We start from the raw sequence: 23,000 nt of genomic DNA on the forward strand, positions 1-23,000 counted from the left end.
CAAGGATTCTCCGCCCGACCCCTGTTGCCGGAGTGAACGATCGCTGAAATGCGTCTCATTTCTGGGGACAATTTGGCGGCCAGCACAGCACCCCCGTTTTCTCGTCGAGGAAAGGCTTGCTTCGAATGTTGCGCTGCGCAATCCGTGCCGCAACCCTCACCGGAGGTGCGCGATCCGCCTACACAAGTTCCAGGGAATCGGAGCGGATCCAAGCGGCACGCCCGTCGCGCAAGCGGATCTTCGACCATTCGCCTCTGCGTTCTTCGACGCGGACCTCGAGTCCGGGGCGCAGCGGTTCCTTGAACGCGGGGTCGTACATATCCGCGGGACCGTTTCGCGCGGTGACGTTGGCGGCGAGGACCACGGCTTCTTCTCGGCGGCTGTTGTGCACCTCGCGCATGACGATGGGCAGCGTGGTGAGCACCGCGCACAACAGCAAGATGCCCAGCACGCTGCCGTGCACCTTGCGCAGACCGAGCACGCGCACGCTGGCGCCAATGAAGAACAGCACGTAGCACACGGAGCCGACGACCAGCAACGCTCTCAACGAAACGAACTCGGAAGCGCGATCGGCCCCGGCTCGCGCGAAAGCACCGATTGCGTCGAGCGCGCCGCGAAGGGCTCCGACATTTTCTTCCTTGCTTGCCGGAGCGCCGAGCAGGAGAGCTTCGGTTCCGGCGCTTCGACGGGCCGCGGCGAGACCCTGCTCCGCCTTCTTGTTGGCGGGATCAATAGAGAGCGCGCGCCGATAGGCGAGAATCGCGTTGGGAATGTCTCCCGCGAACACGCTCGCGTTGGCGATGTCGTTTTCGAGATCGGCGTTGCTGATCTTCCCCGAACGGGCGACTTCGCGCCAGGCGCCCGCGGCTTCGCGGAACTTTGATTCGGAGGCGGCGCGATCGCTTTTATAGAGCTCGACACCGGCGCGGAAGAGCGCGTTGCCGGACTCGAAGAGCTTTTCGAGTTCCGGGCGGGAGAGTTGCGGTCGCGAAGATTCGTCGGCTCGTGCGTCATTTGGAACGGCGAACGCGCCCAACAGCGTCAGTAGCGCTATCGCTCCGAGACGGGCGAGCGTGCAAGGCAGATGGATGATTCGGCTTGTGTTCATCGGTCGAGCATCGAAAAGAGTTCGCGGGTGCTTGCCTTTGCCGAAGCGAGGTCGACGTTGTAGCCGGCGAACTCGTTGCCTTCGAGTTGCTGAAGCAGATCGCGCGCTTTGGAAGCGGCGTTGGCGGGCAGGGAAGATTCGTCGGGATCGCTGGACGCCACCGCTTGCGGCGTTGCCCCGACGAACGGAGCGAGCGCCACTCGGATCGCGCTGAGCAGTTCGGGGGCCGACTGCGCCGAAGCGGCGCGGCGTTTTCCTTTGCGCACCGCGATCCGGCGCTCGACAACCCTTGGATCGCTGGCTCGGCTTCGCCACGCCGCGATGCTTGCGACAAGCAGGCCGAGAGGCGGAACAACAATCAAAACGAGTCCGCCCGGCGAAGTTGCGGCGGCGAGCAAGCCGACTCGCTGATTCGTGAGTGCATCGAGCGATTCGCTGTTCGCCCCGACACCGGGGGCGGCGCTGGTCAGCGTCGCGGAGATCGCGGTCGGGAGAGAAAATCCGGTGGCGCTGCCGGTTCGCGCCACATCGGCGGCGGTAAATTCTCGCGCCGCACGAACCTTCAGCGGGATGGGCTTGCTGGTCGCGACCGAGTACTTCCCGGTCTTGGTGTCGAAGTACGGGAGGCGGATCGCGGGAATCTCGGTGATGGAGGCGGACTTGGGCCGGATCGTCGTTGCGAAGGTGCGTTCGCCGGGTGCCGCGGCGATGGAGGTCGGAGTTTCCCAACCTTCCGGGGACGACTTGAACTCCGACGCGAAGTTACTCTGCAGATCGAGATCGGGCGGCTTCACGGCGTCCAGCGGCTCCGGTCCCGAGATGGTCACAGTCAGCGGCACAGGATCGCCGACGTTGGCCTCGGTGTTTCCGGCCTTGGAGTCGATCGAATAAACACCGATCAATCCATTGAAATCATCGGGCTTGCCTTCGGAGGGCAGGGGTTTGACATCGAGCGTCACCGCGTTGCTCGCCACGACCGAACGCCGCGTCTTACTCCGATCTTCGAAGAACGAATCGAAGAACGATGACGGGCGCTGCCCCACGACTTCGTCGAGCGCGACGCGATATGGACCGATTTCAATCTTTCCCGGCTCTCGCGGCGTGATGACGAGGTCGAGCGTGATGGAGGGCACCATGCGGCCTCGGAATTCGGATTGCGACTGCGTGACGACCGCGTCGCCGTTGAGGAACGGAACCGCACGGTACGGCTCGTTCTGCACGAGTTGCTTGCCGCGGTTCTGCGGAGGGCGCGGATCGATCGGAGCCACATCGAACCGAGCGCCGCCATCGGGTCCGGAGAATGCGGCGCTCCGAACGTTGTTGCCCAGCAGCCACACAAGCCGCATGTGAACTGGCTCTCCGACGTACGCGACTTTCGCCTCCGATTCGAGGGTCAGCGTGAAATTCGGATTCGGTTGCGGCTCGACAACGGAGAAGGCCACGCGCGGCACTTCGATCTTGCGCCCGGCAATATCGAACGAGAAGCCCTCGATCGCGCCGGCGCCCTTCTGAGCCGGAGTCACTCTCCACTGCATGATGTAGCGGAGCACGGAATTCTCCGTCGTTCGCCCGTTGATGGTCATGATCGAACGGCTCGATTCATCGTGCCCGCCGAGGAATTCGACTTTGGCCCCGCCCGCACGCGGGAGTGTCGGCGGATCGGCGGATGAGACTCCATCGATGGTCATCTGGTAGATCAGGGAATCACCGAGTTCGACGGTGTCGCTCGACAGAACAACCGTCACCTCGGGCGCACGGACTGAGGCGCCGCTCTGCTGAGCGCGGGCGCCCGATACAAATGCGACGCTGCTGACGCCCACGACAATCGCGGCGGCATAGACACGCAGGGTGCTCGCGACGAACACTTTGATGAGATGCTTCATCACCAGTCTTTCTCCACCGGGACCGGCCTGCCGCGGAGCGCCCGAAGCACCTGCTGGCGCGCATCCCGCTCGCGCCGCTCTTTGTCGAGCAATTGAGACGCGGTCTCGTTGTACTTGGGCTTTTCCTCTTTGGCCTGCTCGTTCTTCGCTTGATCTTTGCCTTGCCCTTGCTTCTGCTCCTGCCCTTGCTTTTGGTCCTGCGATTGCTTCGCTTCCTGAGCGGCTTTTTCCTCCGATTGCGCGGCCTCGTTCAGCAAGTCCGCGGCGTTCCGCTGATGTTGTTCCGCCTTCTTGTTGTCGCCCTTCTTCAGTGCGTCGGATGCGGCCTGTTGTTCCTTTTGCGCCTCGTCCATTTTCTGCTTGGCCTGCTCGCCCGCCGAAGCCGTTGACTTCTGCTTCTGCTGCTGCGTCTGCTTGTTTACCGATTCCTGCTGATTCTGTGCCTTCTGTTGTTCCTGCTCGCGCTGCTCCGGATTCTGCTGCTCAGAGGCCTTTTGTGATTGATCCGCGGCCTGCGACTGCTGCTTTGCCAGGTCTTTGAGCTTGTCGGAATTCTGCTGGTGCTGCTGAGCGGACTTGCCGTCTTGTTTCTGCTGCTGGTCGCCGTTCTGACCTTGCTGATCCTGGTCTTCGCCGGACTTGCCGTCGTTCTTCTGATCCTTGTCTGACTGCTGCTGTTGTTGCTGCTTCTGCTTTTCCTGCTGCTCCTCAAGGTCTTTCAGCATTCGGCGTGCAATCTCGACATTGCGCGCTGCTTCGGTGTCCCCGGGCCTCGCTTCGAACGCGGAACGAAAAGCCTGCGCCGCCTCTTCGAGACGCGCTTTGGCCAGTGCCGGATCGATCGGTTTGCCTTCCTGCGGGCTGGTTTCTTTCAGAAGCGATTGGCCGAGATTGAATCTTGCTCTTGCCGAAAGTTCGGGGTCGCGTGATTCGAGATCCGCGCTTCGGAAGCGCTCGGCGGCTTCCGAATACTTTCCGGCGAGGAACAATTCTCGGCCCGAGTTGTACAGGGCATCGGCGCCCATCGGGGGCGCGGGCGCGACCGGTGCAACGGTACCAGTTGGCGCGGCGCTCGCCGGACTCGCGGGTTCCGCGGCGCGCGCGGGAATCACGGCGCAAATCAGCGCGACGGCGGCGGCCATCGGCCTCGAGAAGGAAGGTGAGACCGCGGCGCTCTTCGGACTCGAAATCCTTCTTCTGCCTCCGATTGTGGGTTCGACGGCGAGGCAGAGCGCCGCAATCACGAGGAAATACGGAAAGAGCTCCCGGTAGACGACGTTTGACTTGGTCTCGACCTCCCGCTTTTCCGAGCTGCCGGCGAGATCGTGATACACCTTGTCGAGGTTGATTGTGCCGGTGCCGACATTGAGGAAGACGCCTCCGCCCCCGCTGTCGCCGGCGGCGCGTGTCGCGGCCTCGGCGATCTTGGCGAGCGTGGTTTCGTCGAGGCGGCTGCGAACGCGCTCGCCCTGATACTCGAGGTACCGCGTGTCGCTCTTTTCCCCCGCCGGCACCGGTGCGCCCTCGATTTCGCTGCCGATACCGATCACGATCAAGCGCACCCCCTGTTCGGCGGCCTGCTTGGCGGCTTCGGCGGGGAAACTGCCCTGGTCTTCGCCGTCGGTGATCAGCACGATGTCCCGATATCTGCCGGGGCCGGGCTCGAAGACATCGGACATTGCCTTGCGGATCGCATCTCCGATGAGTGTGCCGCCCCTGGGAACAGACGCGGGCGAAAGCTCATCGAGCGCCATGCGGAAGAAGCCGTAGTCCAAGGTGAGCGGGCACTTCACCACGGCGGCGCCGGCGAACGCGACGAGCCCTACCCTGTCGCCCTGGAGCGTGTTGACAAGATCGTTGATCCAGAGTTTCGCGCGCGCCAGGCGATTGGGAACGGCATCGCGCGAGAGCATGCTCCGTGAGACATCGAGGATGAACACGACATCTCTGCCTCGCACATTGACGGTTTCTTCGACGGGATCGGCCTGCGGCCGCGCGAGCGCGAGCATGAGCGAACTCAAGCCCGCTGCGACGAGGGCAATCTTCAATCCAGCGCGAGCGACACCCGGCTTTGAGTTCTGCGGAGTCGTGCCGGCGAAAGTGAGGAGGCCGCGTCGAGCCCGCTCAAAGCCGAACCAAAGCAGGGCCACGACAAACGGAACAGCCACGAGCAACAGGATCGCCGCGGGCGAACCGAATCGCCACGCCGCCGCCCCGAGAGTGACCGTCGGTGCCAGCGTCATCCGACCCTCCTGAAGACGGTGTTTGCCGCGAGCAGTTCGAGGCCGAGCAAAGCGAGCGCGAGCGCGGCGAGGGGCGCGAACAGCTCGGTCTTTCGCGAGTGCTCGGTCTTGTCGATGCGCGACTTCTCGAGCTTGTCGATCGCTTTGTACGCCTGCTCGAGGGCGTGAGGGTCGCCCGCGGCAAAGTACTCGCCACCGGTTTCCTGCGAAATCTGCCGCAGCATCCGCTCGTCCACGGCGTTGCCCCGCGAAGCCTGTCGGCGGCCGAACGGCGTGTCGATCGTGACGATCCGATCCCCCGCGCCGACACCGATCGTGTAGATTCGGATGCCCCAATCCTTGGCGAGCTTTGCAGCGTCGTACGGCGAAACGTCGCCGGCGTTGTTCTGGCCGTCGGTCATGAGCACGATGATCTTCGATTTGATTTCGAAGTCGGGCTTTTTGCCGTCCGCGGGCTTTCCGCGTGAGACTTCTTCTTCGGCGCGCTTGAGTCTTGCGGCGGCGAGCGCGAGCGCATCGCCGATCGCGGTACCGTCTTCCGAACGATTCTCGACCGGCTTCAGCAATTTCGCGGCATCGATCAGCGGCTCGTGCACGCGGGCGAGAGGAGAAACCGTGTCGGCGTATCGCGCAAACGCGATCAGACCGATCATGTCGCCGACTCTTCCCTGGAGCTCCTTGCCGTCGCCCTTGACAAAGTCGATGAGCGCCTGCCTCGCGACTTCATTTTTGCTGACATCGCCGTCGCCGATCGGCTCGCTCATGCTTCCGGAGCGGTCGTACACGATCTGGATCGCAAGGCCTTCGGTCGAAGTCGTCGTCCACCCGGTCGAGGCCTGAGGTCGCGCGATCGCGAAGAGAATGGCGCCGAGCGCAAGGAAACGCAGTGCCGCGGGCAACCAGCGGAGTGCGACCCGCCAGGATGTTCCGAAGGCGGGCAGCGATTGCGCGCCGGGGAGCGGCGCGAGTTCGGGGCGCTTCGCACGGCTCGCGGCCCAGCCGATGATCGGGAGCAGCGCGAGCAGCAAAAGCACGTACGGATAGACGAAGCTCACGGCGCCACCTCCGTTCGCATCGCCCTCGGCGGCATCGCACGCAGCCGGGCGAGCATCGATGCAACTGTCTCCGCGAGGTTTCGATACCGATCTTCGCTCAAGGAAGTTCCGCCGAATCGTGCCGCGTCGAGAGTGTCGAACACGTCGCCGGCGCGCCGGGCTTCCGCTTCTCCCCAGTCCGGCGTTCGAGCGAGAGTGGCGACGAGTTCGCCGCTTGTTTGCGAACCAGCGGATGGATCGAGACGGCTGGCCAGTCCCCGACGAAGGGCGGAAGCGAGATGATGGAGCGATTCTGCCGTAAAAGTACCTTGGCGACGCAGCGCTTCGACTTGCGCGACCAAAACTTCAAGATCGTCCTTTGGCATCCTGCGTCGGTTGAGAATCCAAAGTCCGGCACCGAGTGCCGCGGCGGTGCCGAAGCCAACCGCGAACCCGACCCAGAGCGAGCGGTAGCCCGATTGCGCTGGGAGTGTGTATTCAGCACGGATTGTGCCAGGGTCGAGCGCCTTTGAATTCGGTGCGGCGGATTTGGGCAAGAGCGAATCGACGACGACTTTCACTTCCGCGGTCCGCGCGACGCCGCTTTCTTTCTCGCTCTTCTGCCAGCGGATTTCCATCGGCGGCAGTTTGTAATCGCCGGGAAGGAAGGGAGCGAGCTTGTAGCGCCGGACGAGGAGCTGCTCCTGGCCTGAACCAACTGGAAGCGTTCGGAGCGGCTCGTTGACAACCGAGACAACGGAGAACCCATCGAGCTTGGCTTCTTCTTCGGGCAGAGTGACCCGAACGCCAACGGGGGCGCGCACAGTCAGGATTGCGGTGAGCGACTGCGCGACGTTGAGCGAGGCTCGATCGAGCTTGAGCGTGGCCTGGATCGGGCCGGCGCTGACGGATTGCTCCGGCGCCACGTCGGACTTTGGGGCGTCGGCCAAAGCAACGCCGCAACGCAGAAGGCACGCGGCGAGCAGGCAGAAGAGCGGGATGGACGAGATCCTTCTCACTATCGGCGCCGCTCCCGCATCTGGAAGTACTTCACGAGATCCTGGACGAACGGGCGATCGGTGCTCAGAACGACCCGATCGGTTTCGGTGCGCCCGAACAACTTCGTGAGTTCCGCCTCCCGCTGGAGTGCGGCCTGACGGTATTGATTCCGAACGCCTCGAGAAGCTGTATCGAGCAGCCGCTTCGCGCCGGTTTCGGGATCGAAAACTTCGACAAGGCCAACGTTGGGCAGCTCGCGCTCGCGCGGATCGGTCACCTGGAGCGCGATCACTTCCTGCTTGCGCGAGAGAAGCCTGAGCGAGGTCTCGAACGACTTCGCGCCGCCGGGCGCAAGGAAATCGGAGACCAGAAAGAGCGTGCCGCGGCGGGGCAGGACGTGGCCGAGGCGGAGGAGCACACGGTCGATATTGGTGCCGCGCGCCTTGGGCTCGAAACTCAGCAGTTCGCGCAGCAACCTGAGCGAGTGCCCGCGACCCTTCCCGGGGGGGAGATAGAGCTCGATGTCTTCGGTGAAGATGCAGAGACCGACGCGGTCGTGATTGGTCGAGGCCGAGAGCGCGAGCACGGCGGCGGCTTCGATCGCGATGCGGTTCTTGGGTCGAGGCCCGTTTGCTGAGAGGAAGCTTTCCGATGCGGAAAGATCGACGGCGAGAAAAACGGTGAGCTCTCGTTCTTCGACGAACCGCTTGATGAAGGGCTTACCCGTGCGTGCCGTCACGTTCCAGTCGATCGTGCGTACATCGTCGCCGGGCTCGTACTCGCGCACGTCGGCGAACTCGATGCCGCGGCCTTTGAACGCGGTGTGATACTCCCCCGCGAACAGTCCTTCCACCCGGCGCTTCGTCCGCACCTGCAATCGCCGAACTTCTCGCATCAGGTCTTGCGTGAGCATGGGTCGGGGAGTGATCGTTCTCGGGGTGGAATCAGGGAAGGGGAATCTGATCGAAGATGCGTTTGACAATCTGATCCGAATCCACATCTTCGGCCTGCGCTTCGTAACTCGGGATCACGCGGTGACGCAGCACATCGTGACCAACGGACTTCACGTCGGCCGGTGTCACGTACCCCCGGCCCTGTATCAGCGCGTGTCCCTTCGAAGCGACCGCGAGGCTGATGCTGGCGCGGGGAGAAGCGCCGAATTCGAGAAGCCTTTCGATATCGAGGTTGTACGCCCTGGGGTCGCGCGTCGCGTGCACAACTGTGACGATGTAGTCCTTGATTCGATCATCGAGGCGCACACGATCGACCAGGAGCCGCAACCGATCGATTTCTTCGAGGGTGATGATGGGATCGATCGAGGTCGCGGGGCGCGTCGTCGCCATGCGATCAACGATCGCACGTTCTTCGCTCTTGGTCGGATAGCCGACCTTGAGCTTGAGCATGAAGCGATCGACCTGTGCTTCAGGGAGCGGATAAGTTCCTTCCTGCTCGATCGGGTTCTGAGTCGCGAGAACGAGGAAGGGCTGCTCGAGCGGGTATGTGGTGTCGCCGATGGTGACGCGGCGTTCCTGCATGGCCTCGAGGAGCGCCGACTGTACCTTTGCGGGTGCGCGGTTGATCTCGTCGGCGAGAACGATGTTGGCGAAGATCGGGCCTTTCTTCGCGCTGAAGGTCGCATCGCGCGGGTTGTAGATGAGGGTTCCGATCAGGTCGGCGGGGAGGAGATCGGGCGTGAACTGGATGCGCGCGAACTTGGCGTGGATGCCGCGTGCGAGCGTGTTCACCGTGAGCGTCTTGGCAAGACCGGGCACACCCTCGAGCAGGACGTGTCCGCCGGTCAAGAGACCGAGAATGAGGCGCTCGACCATCGCCCGCTGCCCGATGACGACCGTTTCGATCGCTGCCAGCAATCTCCGGATTCCTTCCGAAGCTGCTTCGATTTCTCCGTCGGTTTGCTTTACGAAAGTTTCGGAATTGCTCATTCTGGTAGTTCCGCGCCGATTGACCGTGCCCGCTCGTGCGGGCGACAACAAAGTAACGGTAATAGGCGACTTTGGGGAAGAAAGTTCCCCTCCCAACCAGATGCGCGCAGCGCCGAGTTCCGTCTTTGACGAAGTTGAGGCGCAGCGCGAACCACCCAAACGGGCGGAACGAAGAAAGCCGATCGGGCTTGGTCCTCCAAGGGTCGTCCTGACAAACAGTTACGGGCCGACGCCCCTTTCGGCCTGTACCGGCGTGCCCCAGATTTCCGCCATTTCCTGCGCGAAGCGGCGCCGACTGGCGGAAACCCCCTCTCCTCGAGAAAGACTCTGCCTCTCGCGGGCGAGCGCGGCTCCGAGGAGCGCCGCGACTTTTCGGTTCGCGGACTCGGGAACTTTGGACTCGATTTCGGGGTTGTAGTTTGTCGTCGAATTGATGTCGTAGGTGTACTTGCGCCCGTCGCGGCCCTCGACGAATTCGATGCCGCAGACGGAAATCCCGTTCGCACGCATGAACGCCTTGTAGCGATCGATGATCGGGTCGGAGAATCCTTCGCGCAGCGTGAACTTGGCATCCGGGTCGCAAGGCGAGCACGCCTCGGCGGGGCACAGCTCGAAACCGTCGGCGGTGCGCGACTGGATCGCGTAGACGAATTCGCCCCCGACGAATTCGACGCGCGTGACCACGGGCTCGGATGCGCGAATGTACTCCTGCAGCAGCACGACATCGTCCGGAGGGAGCTCGATGTCCGGGGATGACAGATACGTCACGAGCTGCTCGAGCGAGGTGATGAGCCGGACGCCTTGGCCCCGCCCACCCCGACTGGGCTTTATGATGAACGGCACGGGAAACCCGCGCGCGGCATCGAAGATCGCCTCGCGGCCGCCAATGACGGCGACCGAACGCGGCGTGCGGATCCCCGCGGCGCGCAGCGCCTGGTGCTGGCGAACCTTGGAAACTTCAAGTTCGAAAGCGCTCGAACCGTTGAACACTTTGCGGCCGCGGCACTCGAGCCACTGCAACAACTCTCGCGTGTGCGTCACGCTGTGCATGTGCCCGCGCGTGTAGGAACTCGGGCTCATTTTGTTGAAGAAGATTCCTTCGGGCGGCTCGGCGTCCAGATCGATCGATCCCCGATCGATGTACCAGTCTTCCCACGGGATCCCGCGCTCGTCGAGCTCGCGGCCCAGAGGAGCCAGCCATTCCGGATTCTCGTTGATGATGTAGACCTTCATCGCACACACTCCAAACCGCGGAACGCGCACAAACGCGATCGTTCCGAGAAAAAACGCTTCAGTTTTTGGGGGGAAAATCAAAGAACTTGAGTTACGCCGCTACGAGCTTCAATGCTGCGAGCAGTGGCGTTGACAAAGCCCCGCGCAGCACATATTGCCGCGGTGTTGATGGGATTTGCCGAATGAAGTCGTCATAGTTCCTCGAATTGAAGGCAAGACTAGGCGAGCCGCGGACGATCGTCAACGGACCGGAACACCGTTGCGCAAGCTCGACTCAAAAATGAAAGCGAGCAAATGCGCTTCCGCGAAGAGCGAAGCGCATTTGCTCAGCGAGAGGGGAGTCGGATTCGAGCACCGTCGGTTTCAAGCCTTGGTCAGCGATTTCCAGTTCATGGCCGCCGTGCCGGCGCCCGCGAGAATCGCCACGACGCCGCCGAGGATCAACCAGACGGATCGGTCGGTCGGGTTGCCGGTAAACAGGCGGGAAACATCCGAAGCGAATGAGTTGGATGCCTGGATTCCGAGCACGAGCAGAATGATCCCAACAACCACGAGCATGATGCCAATCGGAATACGCATCGGCGCCTCCTTGGAAACGAGCTTCCGGCTCGTCGCTCTTTACCATGCGGCAGCCGCCTGAGAGCCGCATGAAACAGCGGTGCATCTCCGTTGTTTTTGCGTTGCCTTGGCGAGTCGGACCCGCTCAGCTCAACGTCCGCAGGCGCGGCGCTTCCGCCCAGCGAAGCTTTGTGATCAGCGTGGACCAATAGGAGGTGTGCGGGTTGCGCACCAGAATCGCTTTGCGCTCGTGGCGCGTCACGCTCACGGAGTCGTCCTCACTCAATTTCGTCAGCACCTGACCGTCCACCACCAGCGTCGTGCCGTGACCGTTGTCGTTGTTCACGCGGGTGACTCGGATGTTCACTTTGCTCTCGAGGGGGACGACAATCGGCCGGAAGCTCAGCGAATGGGCGGCGATCGGAGTGATCGCCATCGCTTCGAGCTCGGGCGCGACGATCGGACCGCCCGCGGAAAGGTTGTACGCCGTGGACCCGGTGGACGTGCAGACGATGAGCCCGTCACCGCTGACGGTCGGTCCGACATTGCCGTCGATCGACAGAGCCATCCGGATCATTCGGTAGGGAGGGCCCGCGGTGAGCACGCAGTCGTTCGCCGCGATCGATTCGAACCGAACACTTCCGTCCGGTCCGGTGACTCGAACGGCGAGCAGCGGTGTTTCGTGAAGCTGCAAGGCCTCGCTGCCGAAGACTTCGCTCGCTGCGCGGGTGAGCGCGGGCATGTCGAACTCCGCCATGAAGCCGAGTTTTCCGAAATTGACGCCGAGGATCGGTTTTCCGAGAGGCACGAGCCGGCGCAATTGCCCGAGCAGCGTGCCGTCTCCACCGAGAATCACAAAGAGATCGGCCGAGGCTTCCTGCTTCGAAAGCACGCTGTCGGACGCCTCGGTCTCTCCCGAGAGCGCGCCGTGGCGTTCGATGAGGCCGCGCACTTTCTCCGCTGCCGCCAGAGCGTCGGCCTTTTCCTGATTCACGATGAGCAGCACCCGGCGCGGCATGGCCCCCAGTCTAGCGAGCGGTCAGCGACGAGCGGTCTTGTGCTCGGCTTGCCTCGCGCCCGTCACACGCACCCGCGCCGACTGCGATGATTTGGAGACCTCACCGTTTGACCCGGTTTGTTTCACGGCGCCTCCGATGACTTTCACAATTCCGGCGACGTCCAGTCCGACTTCCGCAAGCTGCCGAGCACGCGAATCCTGCAGCACCCAACGATCGGGCAAACCGTGGCGTGTAATCCGAGCGTCGTTCAGCCCGAGCTGCTGAGCCGCATCGAGCACGGCGGCGCCGAAGCCGCCAACCACACTGTGATCTTCGACCGTGACGATCGGGATGCCCCGTGCGACCAGAGAGCGAATCAGCCCCGTATCCACGGGCTTGGCAAAGCGTGCATCCCAGACTCCCACGCGCAGAACACCCTTGAGATTCTCCGCCGCTTCGCAGACGGTGATCGCGGGCGTGCCGAAAGCCAGCACCGCGACGTCCATCTCGGCCTTGGGCGAAGCGAAATCCGGCGTCAGGCAGCGTGCTTTGCCCAATTCGAACGACGGACAGGGATTCCCCGCGAAGCGATCGCTCACGACGTCGCGCGGATACCGCACAGCAGAAAGCCCGGTCTCGTAGCCTCGCATGAATTCCATCGCCGCCCGCAACGAAGGCTCGTCGATCGCGGCGGCAAGGACAGCTCCCGGCAATGTGCGCAGCAGCGCGATGTCGCAGAAACCGTGATGAACCGCGCCGTCACCTCCGACGAGCCCCGCGCGATCGAGCAGAAGCCGCACCGGCAACCCCTGGAGCGCCGCTTCCTGGAAAGCCTGATCGAAGGCTCTCTGCAGGAACGTCGAATAGACCGCGAAGAAGGGCTTCCAACCGGTCTTCGCAAGCCCAGCCATCATGTCGAAGGCGTGGCTTTCGCAAATTCCGGTGTCGAACGCGCGATCGGGATACTTGACGAGTGCGCGAGTAAGTCCAGTACCGTCGGGCATCGCCGCCGTCGCCGTGACGATCCGCGAGTCCTTCGCCATCAAGTCGAGCATGATGTCGCCGACCGCGGCCGTGAAGCTTCTGCCTTCGCTCTTGATCTCGACGCGGCAGCCTTCTCGCACCAGCTCGCCGACATTCTCGCCGTCGGGGTTTACAACCTTGAAAGCTCCCGGCGAATGAAAGCGGCTCGAGTCCTTTTCCGCAAACTCGTAACCCTTGCCCTTCACCGTCTTGACGTGGAGCACCATCGGCTTGTCGAATTCGCGGGCCTCGCGAAGAAAACTGACAAGCGTCGGAATATCGTGGCCATCGATCGGACCGATCGTCATCAGTCCGAAGTGTTCGAACCAGCCGCCTTCGATTTTGTCCGTGTGGAACCAGCTCTTCGCGGCTTCACCCGCGGCGTGATACGCCTCTTTCAGCACGCTGCCGCCGGGAAGGCGTTTGAGAGCCTCCTTCGCCTGCTTCTTGAACGTGCCGTAGCTCGCGCTCAGCCGGAAGCGATCGAAGTAGTGCGCCATCGCACCCTGCGGATGGCTGATGCTCATCCCGTTGTCGTTCAAGACGACGAGGAACTGGCGTTTGAGTGTGCCGGCGCCATTCAGACCTTCCATTGCGACGCCGTTGACGATCGAAGCGTCGCCGATGATCGTCACGACGCGCCTGCCGCCGGGCGCCTTTTCCGGGTCGAAACCATCGCCGTTCAGCGAGTCTCCGCGCGCCATGCCGACCGCGGTCGAAATCCCGGTGCCGGCATGGCCCACCCGGAAGAGGTCGTACGGCGATTCCGTGGGCTCTGGAAAGCCCGACATGCCTTCTCGCGTTCGAAGATTGGAAAGCATCCCGAGTCGGCCGGTCAGCAGCTTGTGCGGATAGCACTGATGCCCGACATCAAAGAGCAGGCGATCGTGCGCGAAGTCGAAGACGTAGTGGAGCGCAACCGTCAGTTCCACGACGCCGAGGTTGGGAGCGAGGTGCCCACCCACCTTCGACACCTGGTCGTGGATCGCCCGCCTGATTTCAGCCGCCACCTCGGGCAGTTTTTCGACGGGCAGCTTCCGCAGGTCGGCCGGGCCGAGGATGTTCTCCAGAAGCGGAAACCCAGCGCCGTGCGACGGCGTGCGATCCCGTCTCGAGCCGTTTCCACGAACCGAAGCCTTGTCAGCCATTGTATGAAATCCGTAGACGCTTCCGTGCCGGCCCGTCCTCTGGCGATCCGCTCGCCAAAATGGCCCATTCCATCGCGAAAGCGTAGCAACTTCCAGGGCGCCGCAGCGCGGGATTTCCATACCCGCGCCCCGTTCCAAAGTTCGCCCGGCCTGATCTACTTCTTGCGAGTCGCCAGAAAATCAACGAGTTCTCGGAGCGCGCCCGCTTTGCCTTCAAAGCAGGCAATTGCCTCGAACGCCTCCGACCGAAGTTTCGCAACTTCTTCGCGGCACTTTCCTGCTCCTTCATTGCCTCCGCCGTACGCCAGGGGATATGTCAACTTGCCGGCCTGCTCGTCCTTGCCGGTCCGCTTGCCAACGAGCTCGCTCGGCTGCTCGAGATCGATCAGGTCGTCGACAATCTGGAACATCAGTCCCACCGCGTCGCCGAATTTCGCCAGCGATGTGATGCTGGCGTCGCTCCCGCCCCCGCTCAATCGCGCGCACATGCCCCCCATCGTGCACGACGAACGAATGAGTGCGCCTGTTTTGTTGCGATGAATCACCCGCACGCGTTCGATCGCGCTCCCACCGGGAACCGTCCCGGGAATCGTGTCGAAGACCTGCCCGCTGATCATGGCGGTTGCCGCACGCACCAGATCGCGAACGAGCGCGACCGAAAGTGGGTCCGCCGCCCCGAGTTTGGAAGAAACTCTGGCCGTCGTCAGCGGATCGAAGGCAAGCGTCATCATCGCGTCCCCGGCGAGGATCGCCATCGCCTCGCCCGCGTGCTTGTGCAGAGTGGGCACCCCCCGGCGCAGATCATCATCATCCATCGCCGGCAGATCATCGTGCACGAGGCTGAAGCAGTGCACGAGTTCGAGGGCAACGCACGCGGGAAGCGCATCCTCGGGATCGCCCCCTGCCGCGGCACACGAATGCCAAGCCAAGACCGGCCGCAAACGCTTGCCGCCGGACAAAAGGGAATAGGCGATCGCGCTCTTGAGACTCTCCCCGATCTCCAGACCCTCGACGAATGAACGCAGAGCGCGCTCGATACGGGGGAGCACGGAAAAGGGATCACCCGCGCCCATCAGGACTTTCCGGCAACAGGCGTGACCTGCTGCTGAGTCCGGAGCAATTCGTAGATTTCCTGCGGCGACTGTGCCGCATAAACCTGCTGGCGGAACTGCTCCATCATCATCAGGCGGCTGACCTGTGCAAGCGCCTGGATGTGATCGCCGGTCTTGTCCGGCGGGCTCGCGAGCAGCACGATTAATCGAACGGGCTGGCGATCGATCGAGTCAAAATCCATCGGCTCGCGCGGCTTTCCGATCGCCATGGCGAGCGAGGTCATTCCGGCGCATTTGCCGTGCGGGATTGCAAGGCCGTGCCCGATCCCCGTCGTTCGAGTCTGTTCTCTCGTCCAGACCGCATCCTTGAGCGCCGCAACGTCTTTCACGCGGCCCGTCGCGCCGAGAACATCGACCAGCTCGTTTATCACGCCGAGCTTGTCCGATGCGATGAGCGGCGCGCGGATGCAATCGATGCTGAGTATGTCGAGAAGATTCATGGAGCGCTCACGAACTCTTTCCGGATTCGAACGGGCGAGAGTGTACGCCTGTCGGCCGTTCTCCGCTCCGCATCACGCGCCAGTTCAGCCCTGCGAGGTGCATCCTCCAATTCCCGTCGCAACGACGACGCGCCTTCGAGCGCCCGGTTTCTACCGTCCGCCACCCTTTCTCAGAACCGCCACGTACGAACCGTCACGAGCCACGCCCTGATCAAGCCCGCAGCCCCCCCGCGGCACATTCGAGCGCTCCGCCAATACCTCGAGCCCCAGCTCGTGGCGCGCCCATTTCAAATGTTCGGAGTTCTCCTCCGGTTCGAGGCTGCATGTTGAATAGACGACGAAGCCTCTGTCCCGAACGATCGCCGCACCTTGTTGTAGAATCGCCCGCTGAATCTCCACGAGTTCCGCGACTGACTTTCCGCGGATCCGGTATCGCGCCTCCACTCGGCGCCCGAGCACACCCGAATTGGAACACGGCACGTCGAGCAGGGCGAGATCAGCCTTGCCGTTTCCTTCGCGCACCGCGCGGGCGTGCGTGACTTCCACTCTTTGCTCACTTTGAAATACGTGTTTCAGCGTCTCGAGCCGCCGGTCGTCCACATCCGCCGCAAGCACCGATGCATTTCTGAAACGTTGCAGCAACTGGCGAGTCTTGGTTCCTTGGCCCGCGCACAGGTCGACGATCCGATGCACCCGATCTGCGCCTTCGACCACGCTCGCGGTGCGCACCACCTCCGCCGACGAGGGATCCTGAACCCACAATCGATTCCGCGCGAGAACTTCGCGAAGGCTCGTCCGGTCGCCGGTCCAGACGAGCGCAAGCGGGTCTTCGTGACGCATTGCGAGGCCGCGGTCAACCAGCAACGCGCCCTCGGATTCGTCGGCTTCAATGTTTAGAATCGTCGGTACGGCTGCGATTCCCTTCATCGCGAACAAGGACGCATTTTCTTCACCGTGCGCCGCGATCCACCTTCGCAAAAGCCCCTCGGGATGACTTGTTTGAATTGCCAGGCGATGGGCGAATTCGCGGGGCAACACTTCTGCGCGCATCTTCATGGCCTTCCCGTCCGGGGTCAGCAGCAAATCTCGTCGCTGCATCCAGTCGTCGGGTCGCGCACCACTTTCACCCTTCAATTCCGCGACGCGTCGTAGCGCGGCATTGACCAATCCTCCGGCGCCTGTGCGAATCCGCGACTTGGCGTGACGCACGCTCTCGTCGATCGCCGCGTGATCGGGCACGCGATCGAGAAACAGCAACTGTGCAGCGCCCCCCAGCAAGACTGCACGCAGGTCCGGCTCGATCGCCGAGAACGGCTGCTTCAATCCCCTGGCGATCACAAATTCCAGAGTCAACCACCGGCGGAGCACCGAGTCGAAGATCGCGTGCGCAAAGGCCCCGTCGCGCCCTGCCGCAAAGTCTGCGTCACCTCGGAATTCGAGGTCCGGAAATCGCTTTGCCTGTGCCGCGATCGCCTCGATGGCGTAGGCCCGCGCCGGATCCGGCGCTTCGGGGTGTCCCTGGATGTCGCTCCGCGCTTTGGTCACAGTCGAGTCTAGTCCCAACGTAAAATAGATCAGACACGATGTCGGAGCGCACACCCAACCCGGCAAAGCCTTTGGCCACGGGGCCTCGCAGGATTATCGCCAAGGTCGTTCCGCGCGCCACGAGCGGGCGCGGATTACTGGCCGGCATGCGCATCCGCAAGAAGCTTTTTTTCCTCCACACCTTTTTTTCGCTGGGCCTCACTCTCGTTCTGATCGTTGCACTCCGCCCGGCGATCGCCCGCATCGTCGATCGCGCCGACTCCCGCGCTTCGATGGACCTGCTCTCCGTTCTCGCGCCCGGGCTTTCGAGTCATTCTGACGAACAGGAGAGCCGCGCCCGCGCGTTCCTCGATCGACATCCGCACATCATTTTTCGCGAAGGCTCCGCTTCCGACTTGGGAATCCCTCGCGAACTCGCCGTGAGTGCCAGCGTTGCGCCCAATACTCCGCTCGAACTGAATTCGCCGCCTTGGGAGGCCGCGGCGGTCGCTTTTATTACGCCGGACGGCGGGACGGAAGGACGCTACATCGTCCTCTCCGCGACAAGCCCCGAAGCCCGATCGAACGTGATGTGGCTCTACCTCTACACGCTCATTGCGCTTCTCGTCGTCTATGCGCTGGTCGCGCTCGCGCTCGAGATCTTCGTGCTCCCGCAGTCGGTGTATGACCCGATCCGGCGGATCCTCGAAGCCGACAAAGTCGTCCAGGAGAATCAGGCCGGACAGACCGGAAGCGACGGCGAACTGGTTCCCGAAGTCCATATTCCGCGCGACGAACTCGGGGAAATCATGCGCTCGCGCAACGATTCCATCCGCGCCCTCCGCAATATCCAGCAGGCGCTGAATCTCGCGCTCTCCCAGCTCGAAACAGCCGCGACCGATCTCAAGCGCAAGAACCATCTCCTTCAATCCGCGCAGCGAAACCTGGCGGATGCCGATCGCCTTGCGAGCCTGGGCATGATGTCCGCCGGCATCGCCCACGAACTCAATACGCCCCTCGCAGTGCTCAAGGGCAGCGTCGAGCAAATCGCAGCCCATCCGGGAAACCCGGTCGAGCCCACACGTGCGGCCCTCATGCTCCGAGTCGTCGAACGCCTCGAACGATTGAGCGAGAGTCTTCTTGATTTCGCCCGGGTTCGTCCGCCATCGAGCCGCACCGTGCTGCTTGCTCCGATCATCGACGAGGCGGCGACGCTCGTGCGCCTCGATCGCTCCGTTCGGGCCGCGCCGATCGAGAACAGGGTCGATCCCGCGCTCTTCATCGATTGCGATGCGGATCGCCTCACGCAAGTGTTCGTGAATCTGCTTCGAAATGCCGCGGACGCCATCAACTCCCGGCGCGATCGGCCGGTTTCGTCGGTCGACCGGATCGTCGTTGATGCCGAACGAATCCAGCGCGATGGCTCGGACTGGCTTTCGATCCGCATCCGCGACACCGGACCCGGCATCGACGCCGCGATCCTTCCGACGCTCTTCGAGCCTTTCGCAAGTACGCGCCTCGACAGCCGCGGCACGGGCCTGGGTCTCGCCGTCGCCGAGGGAATCATCCGCGAGCACGACGGGATACTGCTCGCCCGGAACCGATCCGCCACCGACACCGTCTCGTCCGACCTTTCGGGCGCGGTTTTCGAGATCATGCTCTCGATCAGCCGATCCGCATCCTCAGAAGCCCCCAGAGAGGGGGCAGGGGGCGGGCTCGCCGCGCTGGCAAACTCCCCTCGCTAACCTCGTCGGCGCACTCCTCGCCCCTATATGACCGAAACCGCCAAACAATCCGAGACCGGAGCACCTCCGCTCTCCATCGTCTGCCTCGACGACGATGAAGATTTCCGTCAGTACATGCGCACAACTCTTCAGCAGGATGGTCACGAGGTGCGCGTCTGTTCTGATTCCGAAGAGTTCTTCGAAGCCTGCGAATCGCGGCTGCCCGATCTCGTGCTGCTCGATATCAAAATGGGGCACGAGAGCGGCGAAACGGTTCTCCAGGAAATCCGCAAGCGCTGGAGCCGCCTCGCGGTGATCGTCGTCACCGGTTACCCATCGATGGACTCGATGCGCGAGACGTTCAAGCAGCAGGCGTTCGACTATCTCGCCAAACCCTTTTCGCTCGCCGAGCTGCGCCGTGCGCTTGCGCAGGCCGCCGAAGCACTCGGACTCGGGCAGCGACCGCAGGATAAGTTGCGTGCTGAACTCGGTCGCGCCATCCGGCTCGCGCGGACCGAGGCCGCGTGGACGCTCAAGGAACTCTCCGATGCGAGCGGCATCAGCGTGAGCCAGTTGTCGTCGATCGAACGTGGCGCACACCTGCCGAGTTTGGAATCGCTGCTTTCGATCGCGGGGGCGCTCAAACGCAAGCCGAGTGAATGGCTGAGTGCCGGTGGCTTCTAGCCGTCACACCAGCAGCGTCGCCGGCTTCTCCAGCAGGCTCTTCACCGTGTTGAGGTAGCTCGCCGCCATGGCGCCGTCGATCACGCGATGGTCGCTGCTCATCGTCATGCTCATCACATGACCCGGCACAATCTGCCCCTCCTTCACGACTGCCTTTTGGACCGCGCCACCCACCGCCAGAATCGCCGTGTTGGGCGGGTTGATGATCGCGGTGAACGCTTCCACGCCGAACATGCCGAGGTTGCTGATCGTGAACGTCGCGTCGCTCATTTCTTCGACGCTCAGGCCTTTCGTGCGTGCCTTCTCAGAGAGACGCTTGGTCTCGGCCGAAATCTGGCGCAGGCCGAGCACATCGGCGTTTCGGATGGTCGCGACCACCAGCCCGCCGCCGGTGCCGTCTTCCATCACCGGCAGCGCGATCGCCACACCGACGTTCACGTCCGGTAGGTATTCAATCGCTTCATTGCCCCCACCACCCGGTGTCCCCGCCCACTTCGTGTTCACGTATGGATGCTGATGCATCGCGAGCGCGCACGCACGCACGAGGAAATCGTTGACGCTTAGTTTGATTCCCTGATTCGCGAGTTGCTCGTTCAACTGCCCGCGCAGTTCCACCAGCGCGTCCATGCTCGCCTCGACCGTCACCTGATAATGCGGAATCGTCGTCTTGCTTTCAACCAAGCGCTTCGCGATGGTCTTCCGCATGTTCGACAGCGGCACAATCCGCGCGACCAGTCCACCGCCGCTCGAAGGCATGGCCATCGGAGCCGGACGCGTCGGCTGGCTCACCTGCGTGCGTGCGAGCGGCTGGGCCTGCTTGGCCGTATGCAGAGCCGAACCAGGAGCCTGCGACCCACCCGCGCCACGACCCGGCGCTCCGCCCACCGCTGCTTCAACATCCTTCCGGATGATCCGTCCGCCGGGGCCCGAACCCTGAAGCGAACCGAGATCCACATTGCTTTCCGCCGCGATCTTCTTCGCCAGCGGGCTTGCGAATACCCGTCCTCCATCTCGTCCGGGCGCGGCATGCCCATTCGATGCCTGCCCTGCCGATGACTGACCCGCGGATGTCGGGCCCGCCGGGGGCTCCATCGTCGCGGTCGCGCTCTGCCCAGAATTCACGGGCGATCCGCCGGCCTGCTTCTGCGCCGGCGCTGCGCCGCCTCCACTCTTTGCCGCAGCAACGTCTTCGCCAGGTGCCGCAAGAACCAGGATCACCGTGCCGATCGGCACGTTCTGACCCTCCGGAACCGCGATCGACGCGACCGTCCCGTCTTCAAAGCTCTGCAACTCCATCGTCGCCTTGTCGGTCTCGATATCCGCCAGCGCATCGCCGCTCTTGACCTTCTGGCCTTCCTTGACGTTCCACTTGACGACGGTTCCGGCCTGCATGGTGTCGGAGAGGCGGGGCATTTCGATTCGAATAGGCATGGTGGGATCTCAGTCGATCAAGCGATAGAAACGGGACGATCACCGCAAAGATACGTCGGATGTCGGCGGGCGGCAGCAAGGTCCCCACGCGTAGCAAACGGCCAAGCACTCACAACGTTGAATGGCGGCTGCACCTCAAACGCGGCCATGCGTCTGTCCTGAATTTCGTGCGAGATCGCAAGCGTCAAGCCAAAGACTCCCCAAGCCGCAATCCCGACCAGTGCAGGCCAGACGAGGCCGGCACACAGAAACACTACAGGCGCAAGAACCAGGGCAATCCAGCCTGCCATCAGAACGCACCGCGTCACGAACGGAATCTGCTTACCCGGCGCAATCTTGTCGTCGGCGGGCCACTCGCATGCTTCGTGCTGGCGCGATGTACGAAGAAGCAGAATGCACTGTGACACGTAGCGTTTGGTCTCGCGCGACCAGGCATGACGACCACGGAGCTTGCCATCATGAAAATCGCCGTATGTTGCAATCACACGTTCCCAAATTGCAGCAACGGCGTCATCGGAGCCATAGAACTTGGAAATGCGAAAATACGCACTCTCGTGCTCGCAGGTCGTGATCAGACCGGCAGCAAGGCGACGCAAAGTCGTCGCGTATGCCAGTCGTGCGGGAATACTCACATTCTCGCGTGACACTGCTTGCTCGATTCCGCGATAATCGCCGTCAATAAGTCTCACAGCCGTCCCAAACTCGCCTTCACCGCCTGCATGATCTTCCCTTTGTGCGGCAGATACAGCGCCTCCAGGTTCTTTGCGTATGGCGTCGGCACATCTTCGGTGTTCACACGCAGCGGCTGATGATCGAGATAGTCAAACCCACGCTCGCACACCTGCGTAACGACTTCCGATGCGACGCTCGCGAACGGCCAGCACTGATCCACCACCACAATCCGCCCTGTCTTCTTCAGGCTCTCCAGAATCGAATCGATGTCCAGCGGGCGGATCGTGCGCATGTCCAGCACGTCTACGTTGATTCCTTCCTTCTTCAACTCGTCCGCAGCATCCATGCAGAAATTCACCGGGCGGCCGAAGCTGACCACGGTGCAGTCATCGCCCTGCCGGCGCAGCGCCGCCTTGCCGAACGGGATCGTGTATTCCCCGCCAGGCACGTGCCCCTTGTCGCCGAGCATGCGCTCGCTCTCGAGGAAAAACACCGGGTCATCGTCGCGGATCGAAGTCTTGAGCAGCCCTTTCGCCTCGTACGGATTGCTCGGGATCACGATCTTGACGCCCGGCACGTTGCTGTACAAGCCCTCGACGCACCATGAGTGCGTCGATCCGAGCTGACCGCCCGCGCCGTCGTTGCCGCGGAATACAACCGGACAGCCCCACTGCCCGCCGCTCATATAAAGCATCTTCGGCACGTTGTTCAAAAGCTGGTCCGCCGCGACGAGGCTGAACGACCAACTCATGAACTCGATGATCGGACGCAGACCGTACATCGCCGCACCGACCGCCAACCCGGCGAACCCGTTCTCCGAGATCGGAGAATCGATGATCCGCTTCGGGCCGAATTCATCCAGCATCCCCTGACTGACCTTATACGCGCCGTTGTACTGCGCAACCTCTTCTCCCATCAGGAAGATCCGGTCGTCCTTGCGCATTTCTTCGGTCATTGCCTCGCGCAGCGCCTCGCGGAACTGGATCTCCCGCGCCGTTCCTCCACCCATCGGATCCAGTCCCATCTCCGGCAACATCAACTCGGCAGCCATGAAAACCCTTTCAACCCGACGCCGGGAAACCGACTCATTGGTGGCCCACCCCTTTGAGGCGGGTCCCGCCGCGCGATTCCAAGCAGCCGACGAACGTCGTTTGTCAACCCGTCGCCCAAGCCTCTCATGGGGCTTTCCTGCGCCGGACAAGGATTCTACGCGCGCAAAGTGCTCTCGCAGCCCAAAACCGCC

The 23,000-nt window shown here is 62.8% G+C and carries 19 protein-coding genes; 2 read left to right on the plus strand and 17 right to left on the minus strand.

Going from position 1 to position 23,000, the window contains the following annotated elements:
- Nucleotides 1-178 precede the first annotated feature (178 nt).
- The 14 genes from KF691_10140 to KF691_10205 all read right to left on the minus strand — a co-directional run bounded on the left by KF691_10140 (nucleotide 179) and on the right by KF691_10205 (nucleotide 17,267).
- Nucleotides 179-1,108 (minus strand): hypothetical protein, encoded by a 930-nt coding sequence (locus KF691_10140; GenBank protein ID MBX3389798.1) that lies wholly within the window; start codon nucleotides 1,106-1,108, stop codon nucleotides 179-181.
- Nucleotides 1,105-2,991 carry a BatD family protein gene (locus KF691_10145; protein ID MBX3389799.1) on the minus strand — a complete coding sequence of 629 codons (1,887 nt, stop codon included), beginning with the start codon at nucleotides 2,989-2,991 and terminating at the stop codon, nucleotides 1,105-1,107. The genes KF691_10140 and KF691_10145 overlap by 4 nt, the downstream gene beginning before the upstream one ends.
- The gene (locus tag KF691_10150) at nucleotides 2,991-5,234 is read right to left on the minus strand and encodes a VWA domain-containing protein (protein ID MBX3389800.1); all 2,244 of its coding nucleotides are present in this window, start codon (nucleotides 5,232-5,234) and stop codon (nucleotides 2,991-2,993) included. Before KF691_10150 ends, KF691_10145 begins: the two co-directional genes overlap by 1 nt.
- The gene (locus tag KF691_10155; protein MBX3389801.1) at nucleotides 5,231-6,289 is read right to left on the minus strand and encodes a VWA domain-containing protein; all 1,059 of its coding nucleotides are present in this window, start codon (nucleotides 6,287-6,289) and stop codon (nucleotides 5,231-5,233) included. The genes KF691_10150 and KF691_10155 overlap by 4 nt, the downstream gene beginning before the upstream one ends.
- On the minus strand, nucleotides 6,286-7,287 hold the full coding sequence (locus tag KF691_10160; GenBank protein ID MBX3389802.1) for a hypothetical protein: 1,002 nt from the start codon (nucleotides 7,285-7,287) through the stop codon (nucleotides 6,286-6,288). Before KF691_10160 ends, KF691_10155 begins: the two co-directional genes overlap by 4 nt.
- Nucleotides 7,287-8,180: a DUF58 domain-containing protein gene (locus KF691_10165; protein ID MBX3389803.1), complete on the minus strand. Its 894-nt coding sequence runs from the start codon at nucleotides 8,178-8,180 to the stop codon at nucleotides 7,287-7,289. Before KF691_10165 ends, KF691_10160 begins: the two co-directional genes overlap by 1 nt.
- A 31-nt stretch (nucleotides 8,181-8,211) precedes the next feature.
- The gene (locus KF691_10170; protein ID MBX3389804.1) at nucleotides 8,212-9,210 is read right to left on the minus strand and encodes a MoxR family ATPase; all 999 of its coding nucleotides are present in this window, start codon (nucleotides 9,208-9,210) and stop codon (nucleotides 8,212-8,214) included.
- Between the two features lie 219 nt (nucleotides 9,211-9,429).
- Nucleotides 9,430-10,443, minus strand: a complete 1,014-nt coding sequence (locus KF691_10175) for a hypothetical protein (protein MBX3389805.1) — start codon at nucleotides 10,441-10,443, stop codon at nucleotides 9,430-9,432.
- A 363-nt stretch (nucleotides 10,444-10,806) separates the two neighbouring features.
- Nucleotides 10,807-11,022 carry a DUF3185 family protein gene (locus tag KF691_10180; GenBank protein ID MBX3389806.1) on the minus strand — a complete coding sequence of 72 codons (216 nt, stop codon included), beginning with the start codon at nucleotides 11,020-11,022 and terminating at the stop codon, nucleotides 10,807-10,809.
- Nucleotides 11,023-11,146: 124 nt separating this feature from the next.
- Nucleotides 11,147-12,019: an NAD(+)/NADH kinase gene (locus KF691_10185; protein MBX3389807.1), complete on the minus strand. Its 873-nt coding sequence runs from the start codon at nucleotides 12,017-12,019 to the stop codon at nucleotides 11,147-11,149.
- Nucleotides 12,020-12,040: 21 nt separating this feature from the next.
- Nucleotides 12,041-14,170: a 1-deoxy-D-xylulose-5-phosphate synthase gene (gene dxs / locus KF691_10190; GenBank protein ID MBX3389808.1), complete on the minus strand. Its 2,130-nt coding sequence runs from the start codon at nucleotides 14,168-14,170 to the stop codon at nucleotides 12,041-12,043.
- 155 nt (nucleotides 14,171-14,325) lie between these two features.
- Entirely contained in the window at nucleotides 14,326-15,243 is a 918-nt protein-coding gene (locus KF691_10195) for a polyprenyl synthetase family protein (protein ID MBX3389809.1), read from the minus strand.
- A complete protein-coding gene (locus KF691_10200) occupies nucleotides 15,243-15,722 on the minus strand; it encodes a PTS sugar transporter subunit IIA (protein MBX3389810.1) in 480 nt (159 codons plus the stop codon). Before KF691_10200 ends, KF691_10195 begins: the two co-directional genes overlap by 1 nt.
- A gap of 150 nt (nucleotides 15,723-15,872) precedes the next feature.
- Nucleotides 15,873-17,267: a hypothetical protein gene (locus tag KF691_10205; GenBank protein ID MBX3389811.1), complete on the minus strand. Its 1,395-nt coding sequence runs from the start codon at nucleotides 17,265-17,267 to the stop codon at nucleotides 15,873-15,875.
- Nucleotides 17,268-17,305: 38 nt separating this feature from the next.
- Here KF691_10205 and KF691_10210 point away from each other — a divergent pair, with 38 nt between their 5' ends.
- Together KF691_10210 and KF691_10215 are read left to right on the plus strand one after the other, a co-directional pair.
- Nucleotides 17,306-18,991, plus strand: a complete 1,686-nt coding sequence (locus KF691_10210; GenBank protein MBX3389812.1) for a hypothetical protein — start codon at nucleotides 17,306-17,308, stop codon at nucleotides 18,989-18,991.
- Between the two features lie 27 nt (nucleotides 18,992-19,018).
- Nucleotides 19,019-19,654: a response regulator gene (locus KF691_10215; protein ID MBX3389813.1), complete on the plus strand. Its 636-nt coding sequence runs from the start codon at nucleotides 19,019-19,021 to the stop codon at nucleotides 19,652-19,654.
- A gap of 3 nt (nucleotides 19,655-19,657) precedes the next feature.
- Here KF691_10215 and KF691_10220 read toward each other — a convergent pair whose 3' ends face one another.
- The 3 genes from KF691_10220 to KF691_10230 are packed head-to-tail and all read right to left on the minus strand — an operon-like array spanning nucleotide 19,658 to nucleotide 22,766.
- Complete coding sequence (locus KF691_10220; protein ID MBX3389814.1) at nucleotides 19,658-21,085, minus strand: 2-oxo acid dehydrogenase subunit E2; 1,428 nt, start codon at nucleotides 21,083-21,085, stop codon at nucleotides 19,658-19,660.
- A gap of 17 nt (nucleotides 21,086-21,102) precedes the next feature.
- The gene (locus KF691_10225) at nucleotides 21,103-21,774 is read right to left on the minus strand and encodes a hypothetical protein (GenBank protein ID MBX3389815.1); all 672 of its coding nucleotides are present in this window, start codon (nucleotides 21,772-21,774) and stop codon (nucleotides 21,103-21,105) included.
- Nucleotides 21,771-22,766, minus strand: a complete 996-nt coding sequence (locus KF691_10230; GenBank protein ID MBX3389816.1) for an alpha-ketoacid dehydrogenase subunit beta — start codon at nucleotides 22,764-22,766, stop codon at nucleotides 21,771-21,773. The genes KF691_10225 and KF691_10230 overlap by 4 nt, the downstream gene beginning before the upstream one ends.
- Between the last annotated feature and the right edge of the window lie 234 nt (nucleotides 22,767-23,000).

The sequence above is a fragment of the Phycisphaeraceae bacterium genome (genome assembly GCA_019636555.1).
GTDB lineage: Bacteria > Planctomycetota > Phycisphaerae > Phycisphaerales > UBA1924 > JAFEBO01.

Coding starts and splice junctions, on each gene's coding strand:
- KF691_10140 (MBX3389798.1), bottom strand. CDS start 1,108: ATGAACACAAGCCGAATCATCCATCTGCCTTGCACGCTCGCCCGTCTC.
- KF691_10145 (MBX3389799.1), bottom strand. CDS start 2,991: ATGAAGCATCTCATCAAAGTGTTCGTCGCGAGCACCCTGCGTGTCTAT.
- KF691_10150 (MBX3389800.1), bottom strand. CDS start 5,234: ATGACGCTGGCACCGACGGTCACTCTCGGGGCGGCGGCGTGGCGATTC.
- KF691_10165 (MBX3389803.1), bottom strand. CDS start 8,180: ATGCTCACGCAAGACCTGATGCGAGAAGTTCGGCGATTGCAGGTGCGG.
- KF691_10170 (MBX3389804.1), bottom strand. CDS start 9,210: ATGAGCAATTCCGAAACTTTCGTAAAGCAAACCGACGGAGAAATCGAA.
- KF691_10175 (MBX3389805.1), bottom strand. CDS start 10,443: ATGAAGGTCTACATCATCAACGAGAATCCGGAATGGCTGGCTCCTCTG.
- KF691_10180 (MBX3389806.1), bottom strand. CDS start 11,022: ATGCGTATTCCGATTGGCATCATGCTCGTGGTTGTTGGGATCATTCTG.
- KF691_10185 (MBX3389807.1), bottom strand. CDS start 12,019: ATGCCGCGCCGGGTGCTGCTCATCGTGAATCAGGAAAAGGCCGACGCT.
- dxs (MBX3389808.1), bottom strand. CDS start 14,170: ATGGCTGACAAGGCTTCGGTTCGTGGAAACGGCTCGAGACGGGATCGC.
- KF691_10195 (MBX3389809.1), bottom strand. CDS start 15,243: ATGGGCGCGGGTGATCCCTTTTCCGTGCTCCCCCGTATCGAGCGCGCT.
- KF691_10200 (MBX3389810.1), bottom strand. CDS start 15,722: ATGAATCTTCTCGACATACTCAGCATCGATTGCATCCGCGCGCCGCTC.
- KF691_10210 (MBX3389812.1), top strand. CDS start 17,306: ATGTCGGAGCGCACACCCAACCCGGCAAAGCCTTTGGCCACGGGGCCT.
- KF691_10215 (MBX3389813.1), top strand. CDS start 19,019: ATGACCGAAACCGCCAAACAATCCGAGACCGGAGCACCTCCGCTCTCC.
- KF691_10220 (MBX3389814.1), bottom strand. CDS start 21,085: ATGCCTATTCGAATCGAAATGCCCCGCCTCTCCGACACCATGCAGGCC.
- KF691_10230 (MBX3389816.1), bottom strand. CDS start 22,766: ATGGGTGGAGGAACGGCGCGGGAGATCCAGTTCCGCGAGGCGCTGCGC.